This window comes from Streptomyces sp. CB03234, assembly GCF_001905885.1.
GTDB lineage: Bacteria > Actinomycetota > Actinomycetes > Streptomycetales > Streptomycetaceae > Streptomyces.
This window is the reverse complement of the sequence record NZ_LIYH01000004.1, coordinates 59469-77956: the sequence shown is the minus strand read 5'-3', so window position 1 is coordinate 77956 and position 18488 is coordinate 59469. Positions and strand designations below refer to the sequence as shown.

The following is an 18488-nucleotide window of genomic DNA, read 5'->3' as shown; positions in this document are numbered from 1 at the left end:
GCGACACCCGAGCCGAGACCCGCGCCCACCAGCCCGGCCGCGAGGAGCGGCGCCCCGTACAGCTCCGGCCGGGCTACGGGACGGTGACGGCCACGGGCTGGTGCGGGCTGATGGCGGGCTGATGGCGGGCTGGTGGCGGGCGCCCAGGAGGGGCGTTCGAAGGGGGCACCTAGAGGCGGTTGTTCACGCGGGGTTCGCGTGCGCGCCGCCGCCGGGCGTTAGGCATGCCCCCGTACCGTCCCTCCACGAAAGGCGTACCGATGGCGTCGCACAGTCCGAACCCGTCCCCCGCCCGCCGTACCGTCCTGCGCGGGTCGCTGGCCGCGTCGGCGGCGCTGTCGCTGGGCGCCGCCGCGCCGGCACTCGCCCGGGCCGGGCGGCCGGGCGCCGCGTGGGGTGTGCAGACCGGGGACGTCACGGCGTCGTCCGGTCTGGTGTGGGTACGGTCGGACCGGCCGGCCCGGATGGTCGTGGAGACCTCGGCCACCGAATCGTTCCGGCACGTCCGCCGCCACCCCGGCCCGCTGCTCGGCCCCGACACCGACTTCACCGGCACCACCGCCCTGCGCGGCCTGCCGCCGGGCGAGCAGATCCACTACCGCGTCACCCTCGTCGACCCGGACGACCCCAGGCGCGCCGGCGAGCCGGTCCTCGGCACCTTCCGCACCGCTCCGGCGCGGCGCCGGGACGGGGTGCGCTTCCTGTGGTCGGGCGACATCGCCGGGCAGGGCTGGGGGATCAACCCGGACATCGGTGGCTTCTACGCGTACGAGGAGATGCGCCGTCTGGACCCGGACTTCTTCCTGTGCAGCGGCGACACCGTCTACGCCGACGGGCCCCTGCAGGCCCGGGTGACGCTTCCGGACGGGCGGGTGTGGCGCAACGTCATGACGGAGGAGAAGGCGAAGGTCGCCGAGACGCTCGACGAGTACCGGGGCGTCTTCCGCTACAACCTGCTGGACCCGGGCGTCCGCGCGTTCAACGCGCAGGTTCCCTCCATCGTGCAGTGGGACGACCACGAGGTGCGCAACAACTGGTACCCGGGCCAGCTCCTGGACGACCCCCGCTACACCGAGAAGGACGTCGACGTGCTGGCCGCCCGCTCGCTGCGGGCGTTCGGCGAGTACTTCCCCGTATCGACGCTCCACAGCGGGCGGATGCACCGGGTGGTGCGGTACGGGCCGCTGCTGGACGTGTTCGTCCTCGACATGCGGACGTACCGCAACGCCAACTCGCCGGGCCGGCAGACGGACGACACCACCGGCATCCTCGGCGCGGAGCAACTGGCCTGGCTGAAGCGGGAACTGAGCCGTTCCCGCGCCGTGTGGAAGGTGCTCGCCGCCGACATGCCGCTCGGTCTGGTCGTCCCGGACGGCGCCACGAACATCGAGGCGGTGGCGCAGGGCGACCCGGGCGCGCCCCTGGGCCGTGAGCTCCAGATCGCCGAACTGCTCCGGTTCGTCAAGCACCGGCGGATCACCGGCACCGTGTGGCTCACGGCGGACGTCCACCACACGTCCGCCCAGCACTACGCGCCCGAGCGGGCGGCGTTCAAGGACTTCGCGCCGTTCTGGGAGTTCGTCTCGGGCCCCCTCGCCGCGGGTGGGTTCCCGGCGAACGCGCTGGACGGTACGTTCGGCCCGGAGCGGGTGTTCGTCCGGGCGCCGGAGCGCGCGAACGTCTCGCCGATGGAGTCGCCGCAGTTCTTCGGCGAGGTGGACATCGACGGCGACAGCGGCGCAATGACCGTACGGCTGCGGGCGACCGGCGGGACGACGCTGTTCACCAAGACGCTCCAGCCGGGCCGGGTCGGTCAGTGAACCCCCGAGGCCAAACTATTGAAAACCGGACTTATGCGCCCAGACGCACACTTAACCCATCAGTCACAAAGCGTTCGTGATCACGCAACACCACTGGGTCACAGTGAGGCCATGACTGATGTGACTTCTGCGAAGAGCCCCCGCCGCCACCACTGGCGGCGGGACCTCGTCGAGCTGGCCGCCCTGTTCACCGCCGTCGCCGTCGCCGACGCGGTCGCGAACACCATCGTGCACGGCCCGGACGGCCCGTACCTCCTGGCCGTGTCGGCGGTGGCCCTGATCGCCACGGCGGCGTTCCACACCTGGTGGGCACGGCGCCACAGCCATGCCCCGCCGACCGCCTCCGCATCCGGCACCCATACCGGGGGCGGCCCGCACAAGGGCGAGACGGTGCTGTGGCGCATGCGGACCACCGTGCGCGACGAGCCCGGCAGCCTCGCCGCGCTGTGCACGGCGCTCGCGCACCTGCACGTCGACATCCTGACCCTGCAGACGCATCCGCTGGCCGACGGCACGGTCGACGAGTTCCTGCTGCGGGCGCCCGCCTCCCTCCAGGCGGCGGCCCTGACCCGGGAGGTCGCCGCGGCGGGCGGCACCGGCACCTGGACCGAGCGCGCCGACGCGCACGACCTGGTGGACACCCCGACGCGGGTGCTGGGCCTGGCCACCCGTACCGCTCTCGACGCCGCCGAACTGCCGCTCGCGCTGCGCCAGTTGCTCGGCCGGTGCACCATCCATTCGCTGCCGGCCGTCTCACCGACCGGCCGCCCCACCGGCGCGACGGCACCGGTCGAGGGCGTCCTGGAGGACGGGGAGACCGTGATGCGGCTGCGCGACCCGAACGGCGGAGCCATCACCATCGAGCGGCCGTACCTGCCGTTCACGCCCACCGAGTTCGCCCGCGCCCGTGCCCTGGTGGAGCTGGATGCCCGCCTCGGGCCTCGCATCCCGCGCAGCCAGGACGTGCTGACGCTCCCGGAGGGCAACGAGATCACGGTGCGCCGCGCCGACCAGGGCGACCTGGAGGCCGCCCGGGCCATGCACGAGCGCTGCTCCGACCGCACCCTCGGGCTGCGCTACCACGGCCCCGTCGGCGACGCGGGCCGCTACCTGAACCACCTCCTGAGCCCCCGGTTCGGCCGGACGCTCGCCGTCGAGACGGCGTCCGGCCGGCTCGTCGCCCTCGGCCACCTGCTGTGGGACGGCGACGAGACCGAGGTGGCCCTGATCGTCGAGGACGACTGGCAGCGCCGCGGTATCGGCTCCGAGCTGCTGAACCGCCTGGTGGGGCTGGCGCTCGAAGCCGGCTGCGAGAGCGTGTACGCCGTGACGCAGTCGTCCAACACCGGCATGGTCGCTGCGATGCGCGGGCTGCACCTGCCACTCGACTACCAGATCGAGGAGGGCACCCTGGTGATCACCGCACGGCTGAACGGGATTCCCGCACCGCGCCCTCAGCAGCAGGCCGGCCGGGCCGGGCGCTGAGCGCCTCCGTCAGGTCGCGCCACAGGTCCTCGACGTCCTCCAGGCCGACCGACATGCGCAGCAGCCGGTCGCTGACGCCCGCCGAGCGCCGGTCGTCCTCGTCCACGATGCGGTGGCTGATGGAGGCCGGGTGCTGGATCAGGGTGTCGACGCTGCCGAGGCTGACCGCCGGCGTGATCAGCCGTACCCCGGCGATCACGTCGTGCGGGTCTCCGTACACCTCGAAGGAGACCATGGCGCCGCCGATCTCCGGATAGTGCACCCGCGCGATCCGGGGATCGGCCGACAGCCGGCGCGCCAGCTCGGCTGCGGAGGCGGAGGCGGCCCGCATCCGTACCGGCAGGGTGGACAGCCCGCGCAGCAGCAGGTAGCTCGCCAGCGGGTGCAGGACGCCACCGGTGGCGAACCGCACCTGGCGCAGCTTCCCGGCGAACTCCTCGTCGCACGCCACCACGCCCGCCAGCACGTCCCCGTGCCCGCCGAGGTACTTGGTGGCGCTGTGCAGGACGATCCGCGCCCCGTGCTCGACGGGACGCTGGAGTACGGGGGTGGCGAAGGTGGAGTCGACGAGGAGCGGCACCGAGCCGCAGGCGCGGGCCACGGCGCGGATGTCGACCTCGGCGAGGGTCGGGTTGGCCGGGGTCTCGACCATCACCAGGCCGGTGTCGGGGCGGATGGCGTCGGCGATGCCCGCCACATCGGTCCAGGTCACCTCCGTACCGAGGAGCCCGGCGGTGAGGAGGTGGTCGCTGCACCCGTACAGCGGCCGGACCGCGACCACGTGGCGGAGGCCCATGCTCGCGCGGACGAGGAGGACGGCGGTCAGGGCGGCCATGCCGCTGGCGAACGCGACGGCGCTCTCGGTGCCCTCCAGCCGGGCGAGCGCGGTCTCGAAGCGGGCGGTGGTGGGGTTGTCGAGCCTGGCGTAGACGGGCGGGCCCTCCGGCCGGGCGCCGGTGGTGGCGAAGGCGTCGATCCGCTCCGCCTCGGCTCTCGCGTCGTGCGACGGGTACGTGGTGGAGAGATCGAGCGGCACGGCGTGCAGGCCCAGGGCGGCGAGATCGTCGCGCCCGGCGTGCACGGCTTCGGTGGCCAGCGCCCTCGGGGTGGCCGGGGCGAAGGAGGCGTCGTGAGAAGCGTCGTAAGACAGGGCATCCATGGAGACACTGTGAACAGATACCGGGAGGTAGCCGAAGATCGCCGTGTTACGTTCGATGAATGACCGATTCTGTCGTCCTGGACACGGTCGATCTGCACATACTTCGCCTTTTGCAGAACGACGCCCGGACCACCTACCGCGAGCTCGCCGCCGAGGTCGGGGTCGCGCCCTCCACCTGCCTGGACCGGGTGGCGCGGCTGCGCCGCACGGGCATCATCCTGGGAAACCGGCTGCGACTCGATCCGGCCAAAATCGGCCGGGGCCTGGAGGCGCTGCTCCTGGTCCAGGTGCGCCCGCACCGCCGGGAGCTGATCGGCCCGTTCGTCGACCGGATCCGCGCCCTGCCGGAGTCGCGGGCCCTGTTCCACCTGACCGGTCCTGATGACTATCTGGTGCATGTGGCAGTGTCGGACCCCTCCGACCTGCAACGTCTCGTCCTGGACGAGTTCACCTCGCAGCGGGAGGTCGCCCGCGTGGAGACCCGGCTGATCTTCCAGCAGTGGGAGTGCGGGCCGCTGCTGCCGCCCGGCGCGCCCGCTCATTTGTCAGCCGACCGTGACGGATGAGGATGACGGCGAAGCCCTGGCATACCAGGATGGCCTCATGCCAGAGATCTCCAGCAGCGCGCTTCCCCGCACCGTCGCGGACGCCTACGTCGACGCGCTCATCGAACTCGACCCGATCACCGGTACCTACCTGGGTGTCCAGAAGAGCGCCGGACTGCTTCCGGACTTCTCGCCCGCCGGTCAGGAAGAGATCGCCGCACTGGCCCGTGAAACGCTCACCCGGCTCGACGAGGCCGAGCGCCTGCCCGGTGCCCGCAGCGACGCCGAGCGCCGCTGCGGACGGCTCCTGCGGGAGCGCCTCACGGCCGAACTGGCCGTGCACGAGGCCGGCGAGGGGCTGTGCACGGTCAGCAACATGCGCTCCCCGGCGCACAGCGTACGCATCGTCTTCACCGTGATGCCCACCGAGACCGACGACGACTGGGCGGCGGTCGCCGAACGGCTGCGGGCGGTGCCGGCCGCGCTGGCCGGCTACCGCGAGTCGCTCGAACTGGGCCTGGAGCGTGGCCTGCTGGGTGGACCTCGGGCGACGGCCACGTTCATCGAGCAGCTCACCGAGTGGACGGGCGACGACGGGGCGGGCAGCGACGGGGCCGGCAACGACGGGACGGTACGCGGCTGGTTCGAGGAGTTCGTGGCGCCCGCCCCGGCCCGGCTGCGCCCGGAGCTGGACGCGGCGGCGGGTGGTGCCACCCGGGCGCTGGCCGCCCTGCGGGACTGGATGCGGGAGGTGTACGCACCGGCCGTGAAGGGTGCGCCCGACACGGTGGGCCGCGAGCGGTACGCCCGCTGGTCGCGCTACTTCAACGGCAGCGACTGCGACCTGGACGAGGCGTACGCGTACGGCTGGGGCGAATACCACCGGCTGCTCGCCGAGATGAAGGCCGAGGCGGAGAAGATCCTGCCGGGCGCCGGGCCATGGGAGGCGCTGGCCCACCTCGACGAGCACGGCACCCACATCGAGGGCGTCGAGGAGGTACGGGTCTGGCTCCAGGCCCTGATGGACGAGGCGATCGAGGCGCTGGACGGCACGCACTTCGAACTCGCCGAGCGGGTACGGAAGGTGGAGTCGCGGATCGCCCCGCCGGGCGGTGCCGCCGCCCCGTACTACACCGGTCCGTCCGAGGACTTCTCGCGCCCGGGCCGCACCTGGCTGCCGGTCGACGGCGAGACACGGTTCCCCGTCTACGACCTGGTGTCGACGTGGTACCACGAGGGCGTGCCCGGCCATCACCTCCAGCTCGCGCAATGGGCGCACGTCGCCGACCGGCTGTCCCGCTACCAGGCGACGATCGGCCTGGTGAGCGCCAACGCGGAGGGCTGGGCGCTGTACGCGGAACGGCTCATGGACGAGCTGGGGTTCCTGCCCGACCCGGAGCGGCGCCTCGGCTACCTGGACTGCCAGATGATGCGGGCCTGCCGGGTGATCGTGGACATCGGCATGCACCTCGGGCTCGGCATCCCGGCGGACTCGCCGTTCCGGCCGGGCGAGCGGTGGACGCCGGAGCTGGCGCAGGAGTTCTTCCAGATGCACACCAGCCGCCCGCCGGCGTTCGTCGAGAGCGAGCTGACCCGCTACCTGTCGATGCCCGGGCAGGCGATCGGCTACAAGCTCGGCGAGCGTGCCTGGTTGGAGGGCCGGGAAAAGGCCCGCCAGGCGCACGGCGCCGCGTTCGACGCCAAGAAGTGGCACATGGCCGCGCTGTCCCAGGGCCCGCTGGGCCTGGACGACCTGGTGGAGGAACTGGCCCAGCTGTGACAGCGACGTCGCCCGCCCACGGCCCCGGTGACGGTGCCGGCCCGGTCCGGCACGGGCCGCGTCCGGTCCCGGGCGCGGCCGGGACGGGGCGCGGCCGGGACGGGGCGCGGCCGGGACGGGGCGCGGCTGCGAAGGTCAGCAGCCGCAGTCGGCCGCGTCGATCGGGGCCGTCAGCGGGTCGGCGTCGCGCTTGCGGACGCCCTCCCAGGTGTCGTACGCGAAACCCTCACGCGCCCAGTACTCGAAGCCGCCGAGCATCTCCTTGACCTGGTAGCCGAGTTCGGCGAGGGCCAGGGCGGCGCGCGTGGCGCCGTTGCAGCCCGGGCCCCAGCAGTACGTGACGACCGGCACCGACTTGTCCAGCAGCTGCTCCGCCTGCTCGCGGATGAGCGCCGTCGGCAGGTGGACCGCACCCGGGATGTGGCCCTGGTCCCAGGACTCCGTCGACCGCGAGTCGAGGACGACGAACCCCGGGTCACCGCCGGCGGCGAGCGCGGAGGCGACGTCGGAGACATCCGCGTGGAAGGCGAGGCTCGCCGAGAAGTACGCGGCGGCCGCGGCCGGCGAGGCCGGAGGGACGCGCAGAACGGCGTTGGCGGCGGCAGGGGCGCTGGTGATCGGTGTCGTCGTCATGGCCAGAAATCTACGGGTCGTTGATCATCTCAGTGAAGTGACGATTCCCGGTGGTTGTCTTGTTCGGCCGGGGATTCCCCTGCTATTCCTCGTCCATGACCGGATATTCACCGGACGCCACCGATTGGCGCATCCTCGCGGCGCTCCAGGACCAGGGCCGGGCCACCTTCGCCGAACTGGCCCGTACCGTCTCCATGTCCGCGAGCGCCGTCACCGAGCGGGTCCGCAGGCTGGAGGAGGCCGGCGTGATCGCCGGCTACACGGCGGTCGTCGACCAGGAACGGCTCGGGCTTCCGATCCTCGCCTTCGTACGGCTGCGCTATCCGAACGGCAATTACAAACCGTTCCACGACATGCTGGACACCACTCCGGAGATCCTGGAGGCGCACCATGTGACGGGCGACGACTGCTTCGTGCTGAAGGTCGCCGCCCGTTCGATGGGGCACCTGGAGGAGATCTCCGGGAAGGTCGCCGTGCTGGGCGCGGTCACCACGAGCGTCGTCTACTCGTCGCCGCTGCCGCGCCGCGCGATCAGCCGCTGAACCCTCCCCCGGCGCGCAGCTTCACGGCCGAACCGCCGCGTTCCTTGACGACCTCCAGCTGGGTGGGGACGCGGCGGCGCAGGTCGGCGACGTGGCTGACGATGCCGACGCTGCGGTCCCGTTCACGGAGGGAGTCCAGGACGTCCAGCACCTCGTCGAGGGTCTGGTCGTCGAGGCTGCCGAAGCCCTCGTCGATGAAAAGCGTGTCGAGCCGTACGCCACCGGCCTCGTCGGTGACGACGTCGGCGAGGCCCAGCGCCAGCGCGAGCGACGCGAAGAACGTCTCGCCGCCGGAGAGCGTGGCCGTGTCGCGCTCGCTGCCCGTCCAGGCGTCGACGACGTGCAGACCGAGGCCCGCCCGTTTGGCGCCGGCCCGGGCGTCGGAGTGGACGAGGGTGTAACGGCCGGACGACATGCGCTGGAGGCGGGCGGTGGCGGCGGCCGCGACCTGTTCGAGCCGGGCCGCGAGGACATAGGACTCCAGCCGCATCTTGCGCTCGTTCTCGGCGGACGTACCGGCGGTCAGCCCGGCCAGCCGGGCCACCCGCTCGTACTCCTCGCGCAGCGGCCCCAGGCGCCGCACCTCGGTGGCCACCTGCCGGGACAGCCGGTCCAGTTCGGCGCACCGCTCGCGGTGGGCGGCGAGGGCGGAGTCCGCGTCGCGGGCGGCGCGGTCGGCGGCGGCGTGGGCGGCCTCGGCACCGTGCGGGTCGGCGGGCGGGCGCTCGGCCGCGGCCCGCGTCTCCGGCTCGGCGAGCCGGTCGGCGACGGCCGCGGCCTCGGCCTGCCAGGCGTCCAGCCGCCGCTGGAGGTCGCGCTGCGTCACGTCGTCGAGCAGCGCGGCGGCCGCGGCGGCAGGCGTGTCGAACCCGGCCCGGAACGCGGCGTCGGCGAGCCGGTCGTCGGCCTCCTTGAGGCGCCGGGAGGTGTCCTCGACGGTACGTACGGTGCCGGCGGCCTCGGCGAGGCGGGCGATCCGGTGCTCCAGGAACGCGGCGTGCTCGGCCACGGCGCCGCCCGGCACACGGGCGAGCTCCGCGTCGACGACCGCCTGCTCCCGGTCGAGCGCCTCCCGCTGCGACGTCCGCGCGGCGGCCCGGCGCTCGACCTGCTGCCGCACCTCCACCCGCCGCTGGTACTCCCGCTCGGCGTGCTCGAGCGCCTCCCGCGCCGCGTGCATCCCCGCGGCCACCGCTCGGGCCTGGTCGTACTCGCGTTGCAACCACGCGACCTCGGCGGCGAGTTCCTCGACGGTCGGCTGCTCGCCGCTCACGCCGCGGTGGGTCACCCCGTCGCGCTGCAGGGCAGCGGCGCAGGCGGCGGCTGCCACGCGGGCGCGTCCGAGGGCGCCGGCATCGGCCGCGGCCGTCACACCGTCGTCGTCGGGGGCCCCGTCGCGGCTCGGGGTGTGACCCGCCGGAGCGGCACCGCCGCGCTGCCGGGCGGCAGCCGGCCGGCCCGCGCCAGGGGCCCCGTCAGTGGGTGCGGCGGCACCGTCCACACCCGCCGCCCGTGGTCCGACGGGCCCGGGCGCGGCCTGGCCGTCGCCGACGACCGCGTCCACCGCCGGACCCTGGCGGCCCGGGGCGGCACCGCCCGGAAGACCGTCGCCGTGCTGCGGGGCGCCCAGGTCGGCGACTTCCGCGCGGGCGGCCGTCAAGGCCTCCTCCGTGACGGCGAGTCCACGTTCGGCGGCCGAGCGGGCCTCGTCGGCGCGGGCGTGGGCCTCGTACGCCGCGTCCTCCGTCGTGCGGTCGACGTGGTCGGCGTCGGCGCGGGCGGGGGCCGGGTGGTCGGCGGAGCCGCAGACCGCGCACGGTTCGCCGTCCACGAGCCCGGCCGCGAGTTCGGCGGCGATCCCGCGCAGGCGGCGTTCGCGCAGGTCCAGCCACGTCTCGTGGGCCGCGTTGGCGTGCTCCCGCGCGGCCGTCAGGCGGGACGCGGCGGCCGTCACGTCCCGTACCAGCGCGTCGCGGCGGCGGGCGGCGGCCAGCCGGCGGCGGGCGTGGTCGAGGCGGCCCGCGAGGTGTTCGGCGCGGGTCGCCGCCTCCTGGGCGGCCTCCACCCGGCCCTGGAGGTCCCGGCGGGTGGTGTCCCAGCCGGCCAGCCACACGGCCGCGTCCTGCAGGGTCTCCTCGTCGGCGCGGTCCTGCCGGTCCAGTTCGCCGCGCTCGCGGGCGAGCTCGGCGGCGCGCCGCTCGGCCCGCCGGGCGGTGTCCAGGCCGCCGAGATCCTCCCTCAACTGCCCCGCCAGCGCGGTCAGGTGCTCGGCGCCCGCGTCGGCGAGGTCCGGCGGCAGACCGGCCGCCGCCCGCTCGTGGGCCTCACGCGCCGCACGGTGCTCCCGCTCCACGTCGTCGCGCTGGCTCAGCGGCCCGGCCACCCGCTCCGCCTTGCGGGCCCGCTCCAGCCGGGCCTGCCACCCGTCACGCTCGCCCCGCCGGGCGTCCAGCTCGGCGCCGCGCCGCCGGGCGTCCCCGTACCGCTGCTGCCGCGCGGCCAGCTCCCGCTCCTCGTCGAGGGCGCGGCGCGCGGCGGCCCGCCGGCTGTCGGCGGCGAGGAGCGCCGATTCGGCGACGTCCAGCGCCTCGCGGGCACCCGACCGCGCCACGGCCGCCCAGGCCAGGACGGATCCGGCGAGTCCCGGGTCGCCGGGCTTCGCCTCCGGGGCGGGCCAGCCGTCGGCGGCGCCGCCCGCCGCCTGGGCCATCCGGTGGGCGAGGGCGAGGAGCCGTTCGTCGCCGTCCTTCACCTGCTGCTCGGCGGCGCGCCGCAGCTCCGCGAGACGCTCCTCGACGGCGGCGAAGCGCCGGGTGTCGAAGAGCCGGCCGAGGAGCTTGCCGCGTGCCTCGGCGTCGGCGCGCAGGAACCGCGCGAAGTCCCCCTGCGGCAACAGCACCACCTGGCAGAACTGCTCCCTGCTCATGCCGAGCAGCTGGGTGACCTCCTCGCCGATCTCCTGGTGGGAGCGGCTGAGCCCCTTCCAGGAACCGCTCTGCGGGTCGTACTCCCGCAGCCACGACTGGGCCTTCTCGGTGGTGAAACCGCCACCCCGCTTCTTGGGGCGCGGCTGCGCGGGCCGCCGGGTGATCTCCAGCCTCCGCCCGGCCACGGTCAGGTCGAGCACGACCTCCGTGTACGTGCCCGCCGGGGCGTGGTCGCTGCGCAGCGAGGTCCCGGGGCTCTGGCGGGCGCCGGGCACCGCCCCGTACAGGGCGTAGCAGACGGCGTCGAGGACGGAGGTCTTGCCCGCGCCGGTCGGGCCGTGGAGGAGGAAGAGACCGGCCTCGGACAGCACGTCGAAGTCGACGGTCTGGGTGGTGCCGAAGGGGCCGAAGCCGGTGATGTCGAGCCGGTGGAGCCTCACCCGGCCACCTCACGCCGCGCCATGTCCACCCGTACGTCGTCGAAGACGCGCAGGAGCGCCGCGCGCTCCCGGTCGTCGGGGCCCGCCCCGCCGCGTACATGGGCGACGAAGTCCTCGGCGATCTGCTGGTCGTCGCGGTCGCGCAGGCGCTGCGCGTACGAGGCGAGGGGCTCGTCGTCGGGCCGCTCGGGGGCGAAGAGGAGGCTGAGGGTGTGGGGGAAGCGTTCGGTGAGGCGGGCCATGGGCTCGGCGGGACGCACCGGGTCGGTGAGGGTGGCCTCGACCCAGGAGTCCTCGTGGCGGTCCAGCGCGGGGTCGGCGAGCAGGTCGTCGAGCCGCCCCCGGATACGGGCGAGGCGGCGCGGCACGGGGCAGTCGATCCGCTCGGCGCGGACCGTCCCGTCGCCCGCCAGGTCGACGAGCCACATCGTCTTGCGGTGGTCGGCCTCGGAGAAGGAGTACGCGAGGGGCGAGCCCGAGTACCGGACCCGGTCGGTGAGGGCCTGGCTGCCGTGCAGGTGCCCGAGCGCGACGTAGTCGACGCCGTCGAAGACCCCGGCCGGGACGGCGGCCACGCCGCCGACGGTGATGTCACGCTCGCTGTCGCTCGGCGCGCCGCCCGCGACGAAGGCGTGGGCGAGGACGACGGAACGGGTGCCGGGGGCGCGCCCGGCGAGGTCGGCGCGAACCCGCTCCATGGCGGCCGTCAGGACGGCCTCGTGGCCCGCCTTCTTCGCGCCGAACTGCTCGCGTACGAGAGCGGGTTCCAGGTACGGCAGGCCGTAGAACGCCACGTTGCCGTGTGCGTCGGCGAGCAGGACGGGGGTGCCGACGCCGCTGGGGTCGGTCCGCAGGTGTATCCCGGCCCGCTCGATGAGCCCGGCGCCGACGCCGAGCCGGCGGCCCGAGTCGTGGTTGCCGGAGATCATCACGGTGGGTACGCCGGCCTCGGCGAGCCGGTGCAGCGCGGTGTCGAACAGCTCCACGGCGGGCAGCGGCGGCACCGCGCGGTCGTAGATGTCCCCCGCGACCAGCACCACGTCCACGTCGTGCGCACGGACCGTCGCCACGAGGTGGTCGAGGAACGCGGCCTGGGCGTCGAGCAGGCTCACTCGGTGGAACGACCGCCCCAGATGCCAGTCCGATGTGTGCAGCATTCTCAAGATGCCGCTCCGACCCGCATGTTCACCGCTCCTCCGCCCCCGGCACCTGTTTCCTCACGCGCCACAGTCTGCCATCGGGGACTGACAACGTCCGACGAACCCGTGATCACCCGGTGCTCGGCGGCCCGGTGACGATCACCTCGGCGGGGCGGAGGAGCTGGTCGCCGACGCGGTATCCGGGACGCACGATCTCGCTGCACACGGCACGCGCGACCAGGGCGGAGCGGTGGTACGCGACGGCCTGGTGGACGCGCGGGTCGAACGGGTCGCCGACCGCGCCGAAGGCCCCGAGGCCGAGGGCCGCGAGCTCACTGTCCAGGGCCAGGGCGACGCGCTGGAACCCGCCCGTGAGCTCGCCCTGCCTGGCCGCCTCCGCGATGGCGTCCAGCACCGGCAGGAACCGGCGCAGCACGTTCCCCACGGCCGCCTCACGCACCGCGAGGCGGTCGCGGTGCACCCGGCTCCGGTAGTTGTCGTACTCCGCCTTCAGCCGCTGCAGGTCGGCGGTGCGCTCGGCCAGCGCCACGGCGAGCGCGGCCGCCCCCGGAGGCGGCGCCGCCGACCGGGGCGGCCACTCGCACCCGGCCCGCTCGTGGCGCTCGACGCGGTCGGCGCAGTCAGCGCAGTCAGCGCGGTCGGCGCCACCGGTGCCACCGGTGCCACCGGGGTCGTCCCGGTGCTCACGGCCGCCGGGGCGTCCGGCGTGCCCGACGCGGGCGGCGGGGCCAACGGAGCCAGTGGGGCCAGAGCGGCCAACGGGGCCGCGGTGGTCCACCCCGTCGGCACGCTCGGGGCGCGCCGCCCCGTCCGTGCGCTCAGGGCTGTCGGCGCGTCCGGCGCCACCGACACGGTCCGGCCCGCCGGCGCGCTCGCGGAGCCCGACACGGTCCGCCCCGCCGTCGCCGTCATGGTGCTCGGCACGGTCCGAGCGCTCCGCGCCGTCGGCCCCATCGGCGCGCCCACGGCGCTCGACGCGGTCGCCCACGTCGGCCCCGTCGCGGCGCTCGGCACGGTCCACGCGCCCGGCAAGGCCGGCCCCGTCGGCGCGCTCGCGGCGCCCGGCGCGGTCGGCGCCCTCGGCCCCGTACGACCGGCCGGCACGGTCCTGCCACTCGGTGTGGTCGTCCCGGTCAGTGCCGGTGGCGTGCTCGGGGCCGTGCGGCGGGGCCGGCGGAGTGGCCCCGGAGAGGTCCGGGTCCCGGCGCGACGGGGTGGGGGTGGCCGGGGCGAGCATCGGGGGCGGGTCGGGGCGGCCGCTCACCGTGGTCAGCCTGCGCCTGCCCTGCCTCATCCTCCGCCTCCCTGCTGCTGCCGGTCGTCGTCGACGATCTCCGCGTCCACGACCTCGTCGTCGGCGGCGGCGCCCTTCGTCCCCTCCCCGGGACCGGGACCGGAACCGGCACCGGCACCGGCACCGGCACCCGCACCGGCACCCGCACCGGCGGTCCCGCCCGCGGCCTGGGCGTCCGCGTACATGGCCTGGCCGAGCTTCTGGGAGACGGCCGCGACCTTCTCCGTGGCGGTTCGGATCTGCGCCGTGTCCTCGGCCTTCAGCTTCTCCTTCAGCTCGGCGAGGGCACCCTCCACCTCGCTCCTGACCTCGCCCGGGACCTTGTCCTCGTTGTCCTTGAGGAACCTCTCGGTCTGGTAGACGAGCTGCTCGCCCTGGTTGCGGGTCTCGGCGGCCTCGCGCCGGCGCCGGTCCTCCTCGGCGTGGCGTTCCGCGTCCCGGACCATCTGGTCGATGTTGTCCTTCGGCAGGGCGGAGCCGCCGGTGACGGTCATCTTCTGCTCGCGGCCCGTGCCCAGGTCCTTCGCCGTGACGTGCATGATGCCGTTGGCGTCGATGTCGAAGGCGACCTCGATCTGCGGGACGCCGCGCGGGGCCGGCGGCAGGCCCGTCAGCTCGAACATGCCGAGCTTCTTGTTGTACGCCGCGATCTCGCGCTCGCCCTGGTAGACCTGGATCTGCACCGACGGCTGGTTGTCCTCCGCCGTCGTGAAGATCTCCGAGCGCTTCGTCGGGATCGTCGTGTTGCGCTCGATCAGCTTGGTCATGATGCCGCCCTTGGTCTCGATGCCGAGGGACAGCGGGGTGACGTCGAGCAGCAGGACGTCCTTGACCTCGCCCTTGAGGACACCGGCCTGGAGCGAGGCGCCGATCGCGACGACCTCGTCCGGGTTCACACCCTTGTGCGGATCCTTCCCGGTCAGCTCCCTCACCAGCTCGGTCACCGCGGGCATGCGGGTCGAGCCGCCGACCAGGATGACGTGGTTGATGTCGGACACCTTGATGCCGGCGTCCTTGACCGCGTTGTGGAACGGGGTCTTGCACCGCTCCAGCAGGTCGGCCGTCATCTGCTGGAACTGGGCGCGGGTGAGCTTCTCGTCCAGGTGCAGCGGGCCCTCGGCCGACGCGCTCAGGTACGGCAGGCCGATCGTGGTCTCCGTCGTCGCCGACAGCTCGATCTTGGCCTTCTCGGCGGCCTCCCGGAGCCGCTGCGTGGCCATCTTGTCCTTGGTCAGGTCGATGCCGTACGCGCTCTTGAACCGCTGCGCCAGGTGGTCGACGATCCGCTGGTCCCAGTCGTCGCCGCCCAGGTGCGTATCGCCGTTGGTCGCCTTGACCTCGACGACGCCCTCGCCGATCTCCAGCAGCGAGACGTCGAAGGTGCCGCCACCGAGGTCGAAGACGAGGATCGTCTGGTCGTTCTCCTTGTCGAGGCCGTACGCGAGCGCGGCGGCCGTCGGCTCGTTGATGATCCGCAGCACGTTGAGGCCGGCGATCTCGCCGGCCTCCTTGGTGGCCGTGCGCTGGGAGTCGTTGAAGTACGCCGGCACGGTGATCACGGCGTCCTTCACGTCCTCACCGAGGTAGCCCTCCGCGTCCCGCTTGAGTTTCTGCAGCACCCGTGCGGAGATCTCCTGGGCCGTGTACCGCTTGCCGTCGATGTCGCCCTGGTCGGGGAAGCGCCAGTCCGCCTCACCCATGTGCCGCTTCACCGACCGCACCGTGCGGTCGACGTTGGTCACGGCCTGCCGCTTGGCGACCTCGCCGACCAGGACGTCCCCGTTCTTCGCGAAGCCGACCACGGAAGGCGTGGTGCGCGCGCCCTCCGTGTTGGTGATCACCGTGGGCTCGCCGCCCTCCAGAACGCTGACCACCGAGTTCGTCGTACCGAGGTCGATACCCACTGCGCGTGCCATCGCCGTCTCCTCAGCTCACCGTCCACTCCCACAGAAGGTCCAGGACCGTGGGGTGGCTCCGCGCCCATGGCTCCGCCGGTTCCACGCGGGTCGGCCCTGCCCGGAGCAGGTCCTCGGCCGGGACGCGCCGCGCGGGACCTCGAGGCGCCCGCCGGGCTTCGTCGTACGCGGCACGCCGGTCCGGATCGCGCAGCGTCCCGTAGGCCGCCACGACGTCGTCCAGTCGCTCACGGGCGGCCGACCGCTCCGCGTCGCACCGGTCGGGGTGGGCGTCGGGGTGCAGGGCGCGAACGTGCCTCCGGTAGGCGGAGGCGATCTGTTCGGCCGAAGCCATCGGCTCCACCCCGAGTACGGCGTAGTGGTCCGGGCGCGCCACGGTTCTCACCTCACTGACGTCCTCAGAATGTGCATAGAACGTCGCCAGGCGCGTGTCAAGGCGCCCTGGTTTCCCGCGTTATACGCGTTATGCGCGTTATCCGTGTATCCGTGTATCCGTGTATCCGTGTCAGGCGTCCCCGTACGCCTCTCCGCCGAGTTCCAGCCCCGCGGTCCCGGCCGTCGCGTCGGCGAGCCAGGCACGGAAGGCTTCGACGTCGGCGTCCGGCAGGCCGACCTCGATGGTGACGGCCTCGGCGTACCGCACGTCACGCACCGCCCGCCCGGTCGCCCGCAGGTCGTTCTCCAGCTTGCCCGCCCGCTGGTGGTCGACGGTGACGGTGGCGAGCCGGAACCGCCGCCGGGTGAGGGTGCCGAGCGCGTCCAGCGCCTCGCCGACCACACCTCCGTACGCGCGGATGAGCCCGCCCGCGCCGAGTTTCACGCCGCCGTAATAGCGGGTGACGACGGCGGCGGCGTACCGGACGTCGCGGCGCATGAGCATCTGGAGCATGGGGACGCCGGCCGTGCCGCCCGGTTCGCCGTCGTCGCTCGCCTTCTGTACGGCGGCGTCGGCGCCGATGACGTACGCGAAGCAGTTGTGGCTGGCGGTGGGGTGCTCCTTGCGCACGCGTGCGACGAAGTCCTGCGCCTCCTGTTCGGTCGCGGCGGGCGCGAGGGCGCAGATGAAGCGCGATCGGTTGATCTCGGTCTCGTGCACGCCCGCGCGGGCGACCGTCCGGTACTGCTCCTGCATCCCGTCACCCTATGCGTACCGTGGCGGGGGAAGAGACGACGACCTCACGCGCAGGAGGCAGACCGTGCCCAGCGAGACGGAATGGGACACCATCCGCAAGATCCTCACCGAGTCGGGGGACACCTGGGCGGTGGTGGGGCTGTCCACCAACCGGTCGCGGGCGGCGTACGGCGTGGCCGCCGTCCTCCAGCGCTTCGGCAAGCGCGTCGTTCCGGTGCATCCCAAGGCGGAGACCGTCCACGGGGAGCAGGGGTACGCCTCGCTCTCGGACATCCCCTTCCCCGTGGACGTCGTGGACGTGTTCGTCAACAGCCATCTGGCGGGGGCCATCGCGGATGAGGCGGTGGCGAAGGGTGCCAAGGCGGTGTGGTTCCAGCTCGGGGTGATCGACGAGGCGGCGTACGAGAGGACCCGGGCGGCGGGGCTCGACATGGTCATGGACCGCTGCCCCGCCATCGACATCCCGCGGCTCAGCCGGGCGTGACCCCGAGCCCTTCGAGGACGACCGCGCCCGGAAGCTCCGCGAAGGTCTTGCCGGGCACGATGAGCTTGCCCCGGCGCCGGCCGCTGCCGATCAGGACCCACTCGGTGTCGGCCACCGCGGCGTCGACGAGCAGCGGCCAGCCGGCGGGCAGCCCGATCGGGGTGATACCCCCGTACTCCATGCCGGTTTCGCCGGTCGCCGTGTCCATGGGCGCGAAGGACGCTTTGCGGGCGGCGAGTTGCCTGCGTACGGCGCCGTTGACGTCGACGCGGGTGCTGGAGAGGACCACGCACGCCGCGAGGGACGTCTCGCCGCCGCGCTTTCCCGCGACGACGACGCAGTTGGCGGAGGCGTCCAGCAGGTCACGGCCGTGGTGCTCGACGAAGACGGCGGTGTCGGCGATGGCCGGGTCGGTGTCGACGTACAGCATCTGATCGGCGGACACGGTCCCCCGCCAGGCCCGTACGGCCTCGGCGACGGGGGCGGTGAGCTGGTCGAGGCAGTCGGGGACGGGGCGGGCGTTGTCGAAGTCTCCGATGGGTGCGCGCATGCGCGCACGCTAACAGCGGCCCGGCGGGGGGCGGTTGGGTGTCTCAGCGTACGGGCGGGATGGAGACCGCCATGGTCATCCCGACCGGTTCCTCGCCGTCGTTGCGGTAGGCGTGCGGGACGTTGGACTCGAAGACGGCGGAGGTGCCGGCCGGTACCTGGTGGTTCACGCCGTCGACGACCAGGGTGAGTTCTCCCGCCGTGACGTGGAGCAGCTCGGTGGTGCCGTCCGGGTGCGGGTCGGAGGCGCTGACGTCGCCGGGCATCAGTGTCCAGGACCACAGCTCCAGCGGGCCGCGCGCCTCGGTGCCGACCAGCAGGGTGGTGTGGCTGCCCTTGTCCGTCGACCACATCCGTACCGCCTGCTCCCGCGGTACGAGCCGTACGTGGGAGCCCTGCTCGTAGTCGAGGAGCGTGGTGATGGAGACGCCCAGCGCGTCGGCGAGCTTCACGGTGGTGCCGACGCTGGGGTTCGTACGGGCCTGCTCGATCTGGATGATCATGCCGCGGCTGACGCCCGCGCGGGCCGCGAGCGCGTCGAGCGTGAAGCCGCGTTCGCCGCGCCAGCGCTTGAGGTTGCGGGCGAGCGACTGCGTGAGCTGGTCGAGGTCCGACACATTCC

16 protein-coding genes are annotated in these 18488 nt (G+C 73.7%); 6 read left to right on the top strand and 10 right to left on the bottom strand.

Annotation, left to right across the window (positions count from 1 at the left end):
- Nucleotides 1-260: 260 nt before the first annotated feature.
- Both AMK26_RS17470 and AMK26_RS17465 read left to right on the top strand, forming a co-directional pair.
- Nucleotides 261-1820 carry an alkaline phosphatase D family protein gene (locus AMK26_RS17470; protein WP_073755624.1) on the top strand — a complete coding sequence of 520 codons (1560 nt, stop codon included), beginning with the start codon at nt 261-263 and terminating at the stop codon, nt 1818-1820.
- Nucleotides 1821-1931: 111 nt separating this feature from the next.
- A complete protein-coding gene (locus tag AMK26_RS17465) occupies nt 1932-3305 on the top strand; it encodes a GNAT family N-acetyltransferase (protein WP_073755623.1) in 1374 nt (457 codons plus the stop codon).
- Here the strand turns inward: AMK26_RS17465 and AMK26_RS17460 are convergent.
- Nucleotides 3238-4464 (bottom strand): trans-sulfuration enzyme family protein, encoded by a 1227-nt coding sequence (locus AMK26_RS17460; protein WP_073755622.1) that lies wholly within the window; start codon nt 4462-4464, stop codon nt 3238-3240. The genes AMK26_RS17465 and AMK26_RS17460 overlap by 68 nt on opposite strands.
- Nucleotides 4465-4523: 59 nt before the next feature.
- On the opposite strand from AMK26_RS17460, the gene AMK26_RS17455 reads away from it, so the two are divergent.
- Both AMK26_RS17455 and AMK26_RS17450 read left to right on the top strand, forming a co-directional pair.
- Complete coding sequence (locus AMK26_RS17455; RefSeq protein WP_073755621.1) at nt 4524-5030, top strand: Lrp/AsnC family transcriptional regulator; 507 nt, start codon at nt 4524-4526, stop codon at nt 5028-5030.
- A 37-nt stretch (nt 5031-5067) separates the two neighbouring features.
- Entirely contained in the window at nt 5068-6789 is a 1722-nt protein-coding gene (locus AMK26_RS17450) for a DUF885 domain-containing protein (RefSeq protein WP_073755620.1), read from the top strand.
- 135 nt (nt 6790-6924) lie between these two features.
- Here the strand turns inward: AMK26_RS17450 and AMK26_RS17445 are convergent, their stop codons facing one another.
- The gene (locus tag AMK26_RS17445; protein ID WP_198944097.1) at nt 6925-7422 is read right to left on the bottom strand and encodes a rhodanese-like domain-containing protein; all 498 of its coding nucleotides are present in this window, start codon (nt 7420-7422) and stop codon (nt 6925-6927) included.
- Between the two features lie 95 nt (nt 7423-7517).
- On the opposite strand from AMK26_RS17445, the gene AMK26_RS17440 reads away from it, so the two are divergent.
- Complete coding sequence (locus AMK26_RS17440; RefSeq protein ID WP_073755619.1) at nt 7518-7964, top strand: Lrp/AsnC family transcriptional regulator; 447 nt, start codon at nt 7518-7520, stop codon at nt 7962-7964.
- On the opposite strand, the gene AMK26_RS17435 is transcribed toward AMK26_RS17440, so the two are convergent.
- From AMK26_RS17435 to AMK26_RS17410, 6 genes are all read right to left on the bottom strand, one after another.
- Entirely contained in the window at nt 7954-11331 is a 3378-nt protein-coding gene (locus tag AMK26_RS17435) for an AAA family ATPase (protein WP_073755618.1), read from the bottom strand. The two genes, AMK26_RS17440 and AMK26_RS17435, sit on opposite strands and share 11 nt — an antisense overlap.
- On the bottom strand, nt 11328-12494 hold the full coding sequence (locus tag AMK26_RS17430) for an exonuclease SbcCD subunit D (RefSeq protein ID WP_073755617.1): 1167 nt from the start codon (nt 12492-12494) through the stop codon (nt 11328-11330). Before AMK26_RS17430 ends, AMK26_RS17435 begins: the two co-directional genes overlap by 4 nt.
- A 106-nt stretch (nt 12495-12600) precedes the next feature.
- Nucleotides 12601-13785, bottom strand: coding sequence for a nucleotide exchange factor GrpE (gene grpE, locus AMK26_RS38550; RefSeq protein ID WP_338015580.1), 1185 nt, complete (start codon nt 13783-13785; stop codon nt 12601-12603).
- A complete protein-coding gene (dnaK, locus tag AMK26_RS17420) occupies nt 13782-15701 on the bottom strand; it encodes a molecular chaperone DnaK (protein WP_073755616.1) in 1920 nt (639 codons plus the stop codon). The genes grpE and dnaK overlap by 4 nt, the downstream gene beginning before the upstream one ends.
- 10 nt (nt 15702-15711) lie before the next feature.
- The gene (locus AMK26_RS17415; RefSeq protein WP_073755615.1) at nt 15712-16077 is read right to left on the bottom strand and encodes a J domain-containing protein; all 366 of its coding nucleotides are present in this window, start codon (nt 16075-16077) and stop codon (nt 15712-15714) included.
- A gap of 129 nt (nt 16078-16206) precedes the next feature.
- The gene (locus AMK26_RS17410; protein ID WP_073755614.1) at nt 16207-16833 is read right to left on the bottom strand and encodes a YigZ family protein; all 627 of its coding nucleotides are present in this window, start codon (nt 16831-16833) and stop codon (nt 16207-16209) included.
- Nucleotides 16834-16897: 64 nt separating this feature from the next.
- Between AMK26_RS17410 and AMK26_RS17405 the strand changes: the two genes are divergently transcribed.
- Complete coding sequence (locus tag AMK26_RS17405; RefSeq protein ID WP_073755613.1) at nt 16898-17317, top strand: CoA-binding protein; 420 nt, start codon at nt 16898-16900, stop codon at nt 17315-17317.
- On the opposite strand, the gene AMK26_RS17400 is transcribed toward AMK26_RS17405, so the two are convergent.
- Complete coding sequence (locus AMK26_RS17400; RefSeq protein ID WP_073755612.1) at nt 17304-17867, bottom strand: YbaK/EbsC family protein; 564 nt, start codon at nt 17865-17867, stop codon at nt 17304-17306. The genes AMK26_RS17405 and AMK26_RS17400 overlap by 14 nt on opposite strands.
- Before the next feature lie 43 nt (nt 17868-17910).
- Nucleotides 17911-18483 carry a helix-turn-helix domain-containing protein gene (locus AMK26_RS17395; protein ID WP_073755611.1) on the bottom strand — a complete coding sequence of 191 codons (573 nt, stop codon included), beginning with the start codon at nt 18481-18483 and terminating at the stop codon, nt 17911-17913.
- Between the last annotated feature and the right edge of the window lie 5 nt (nt 18484-18488).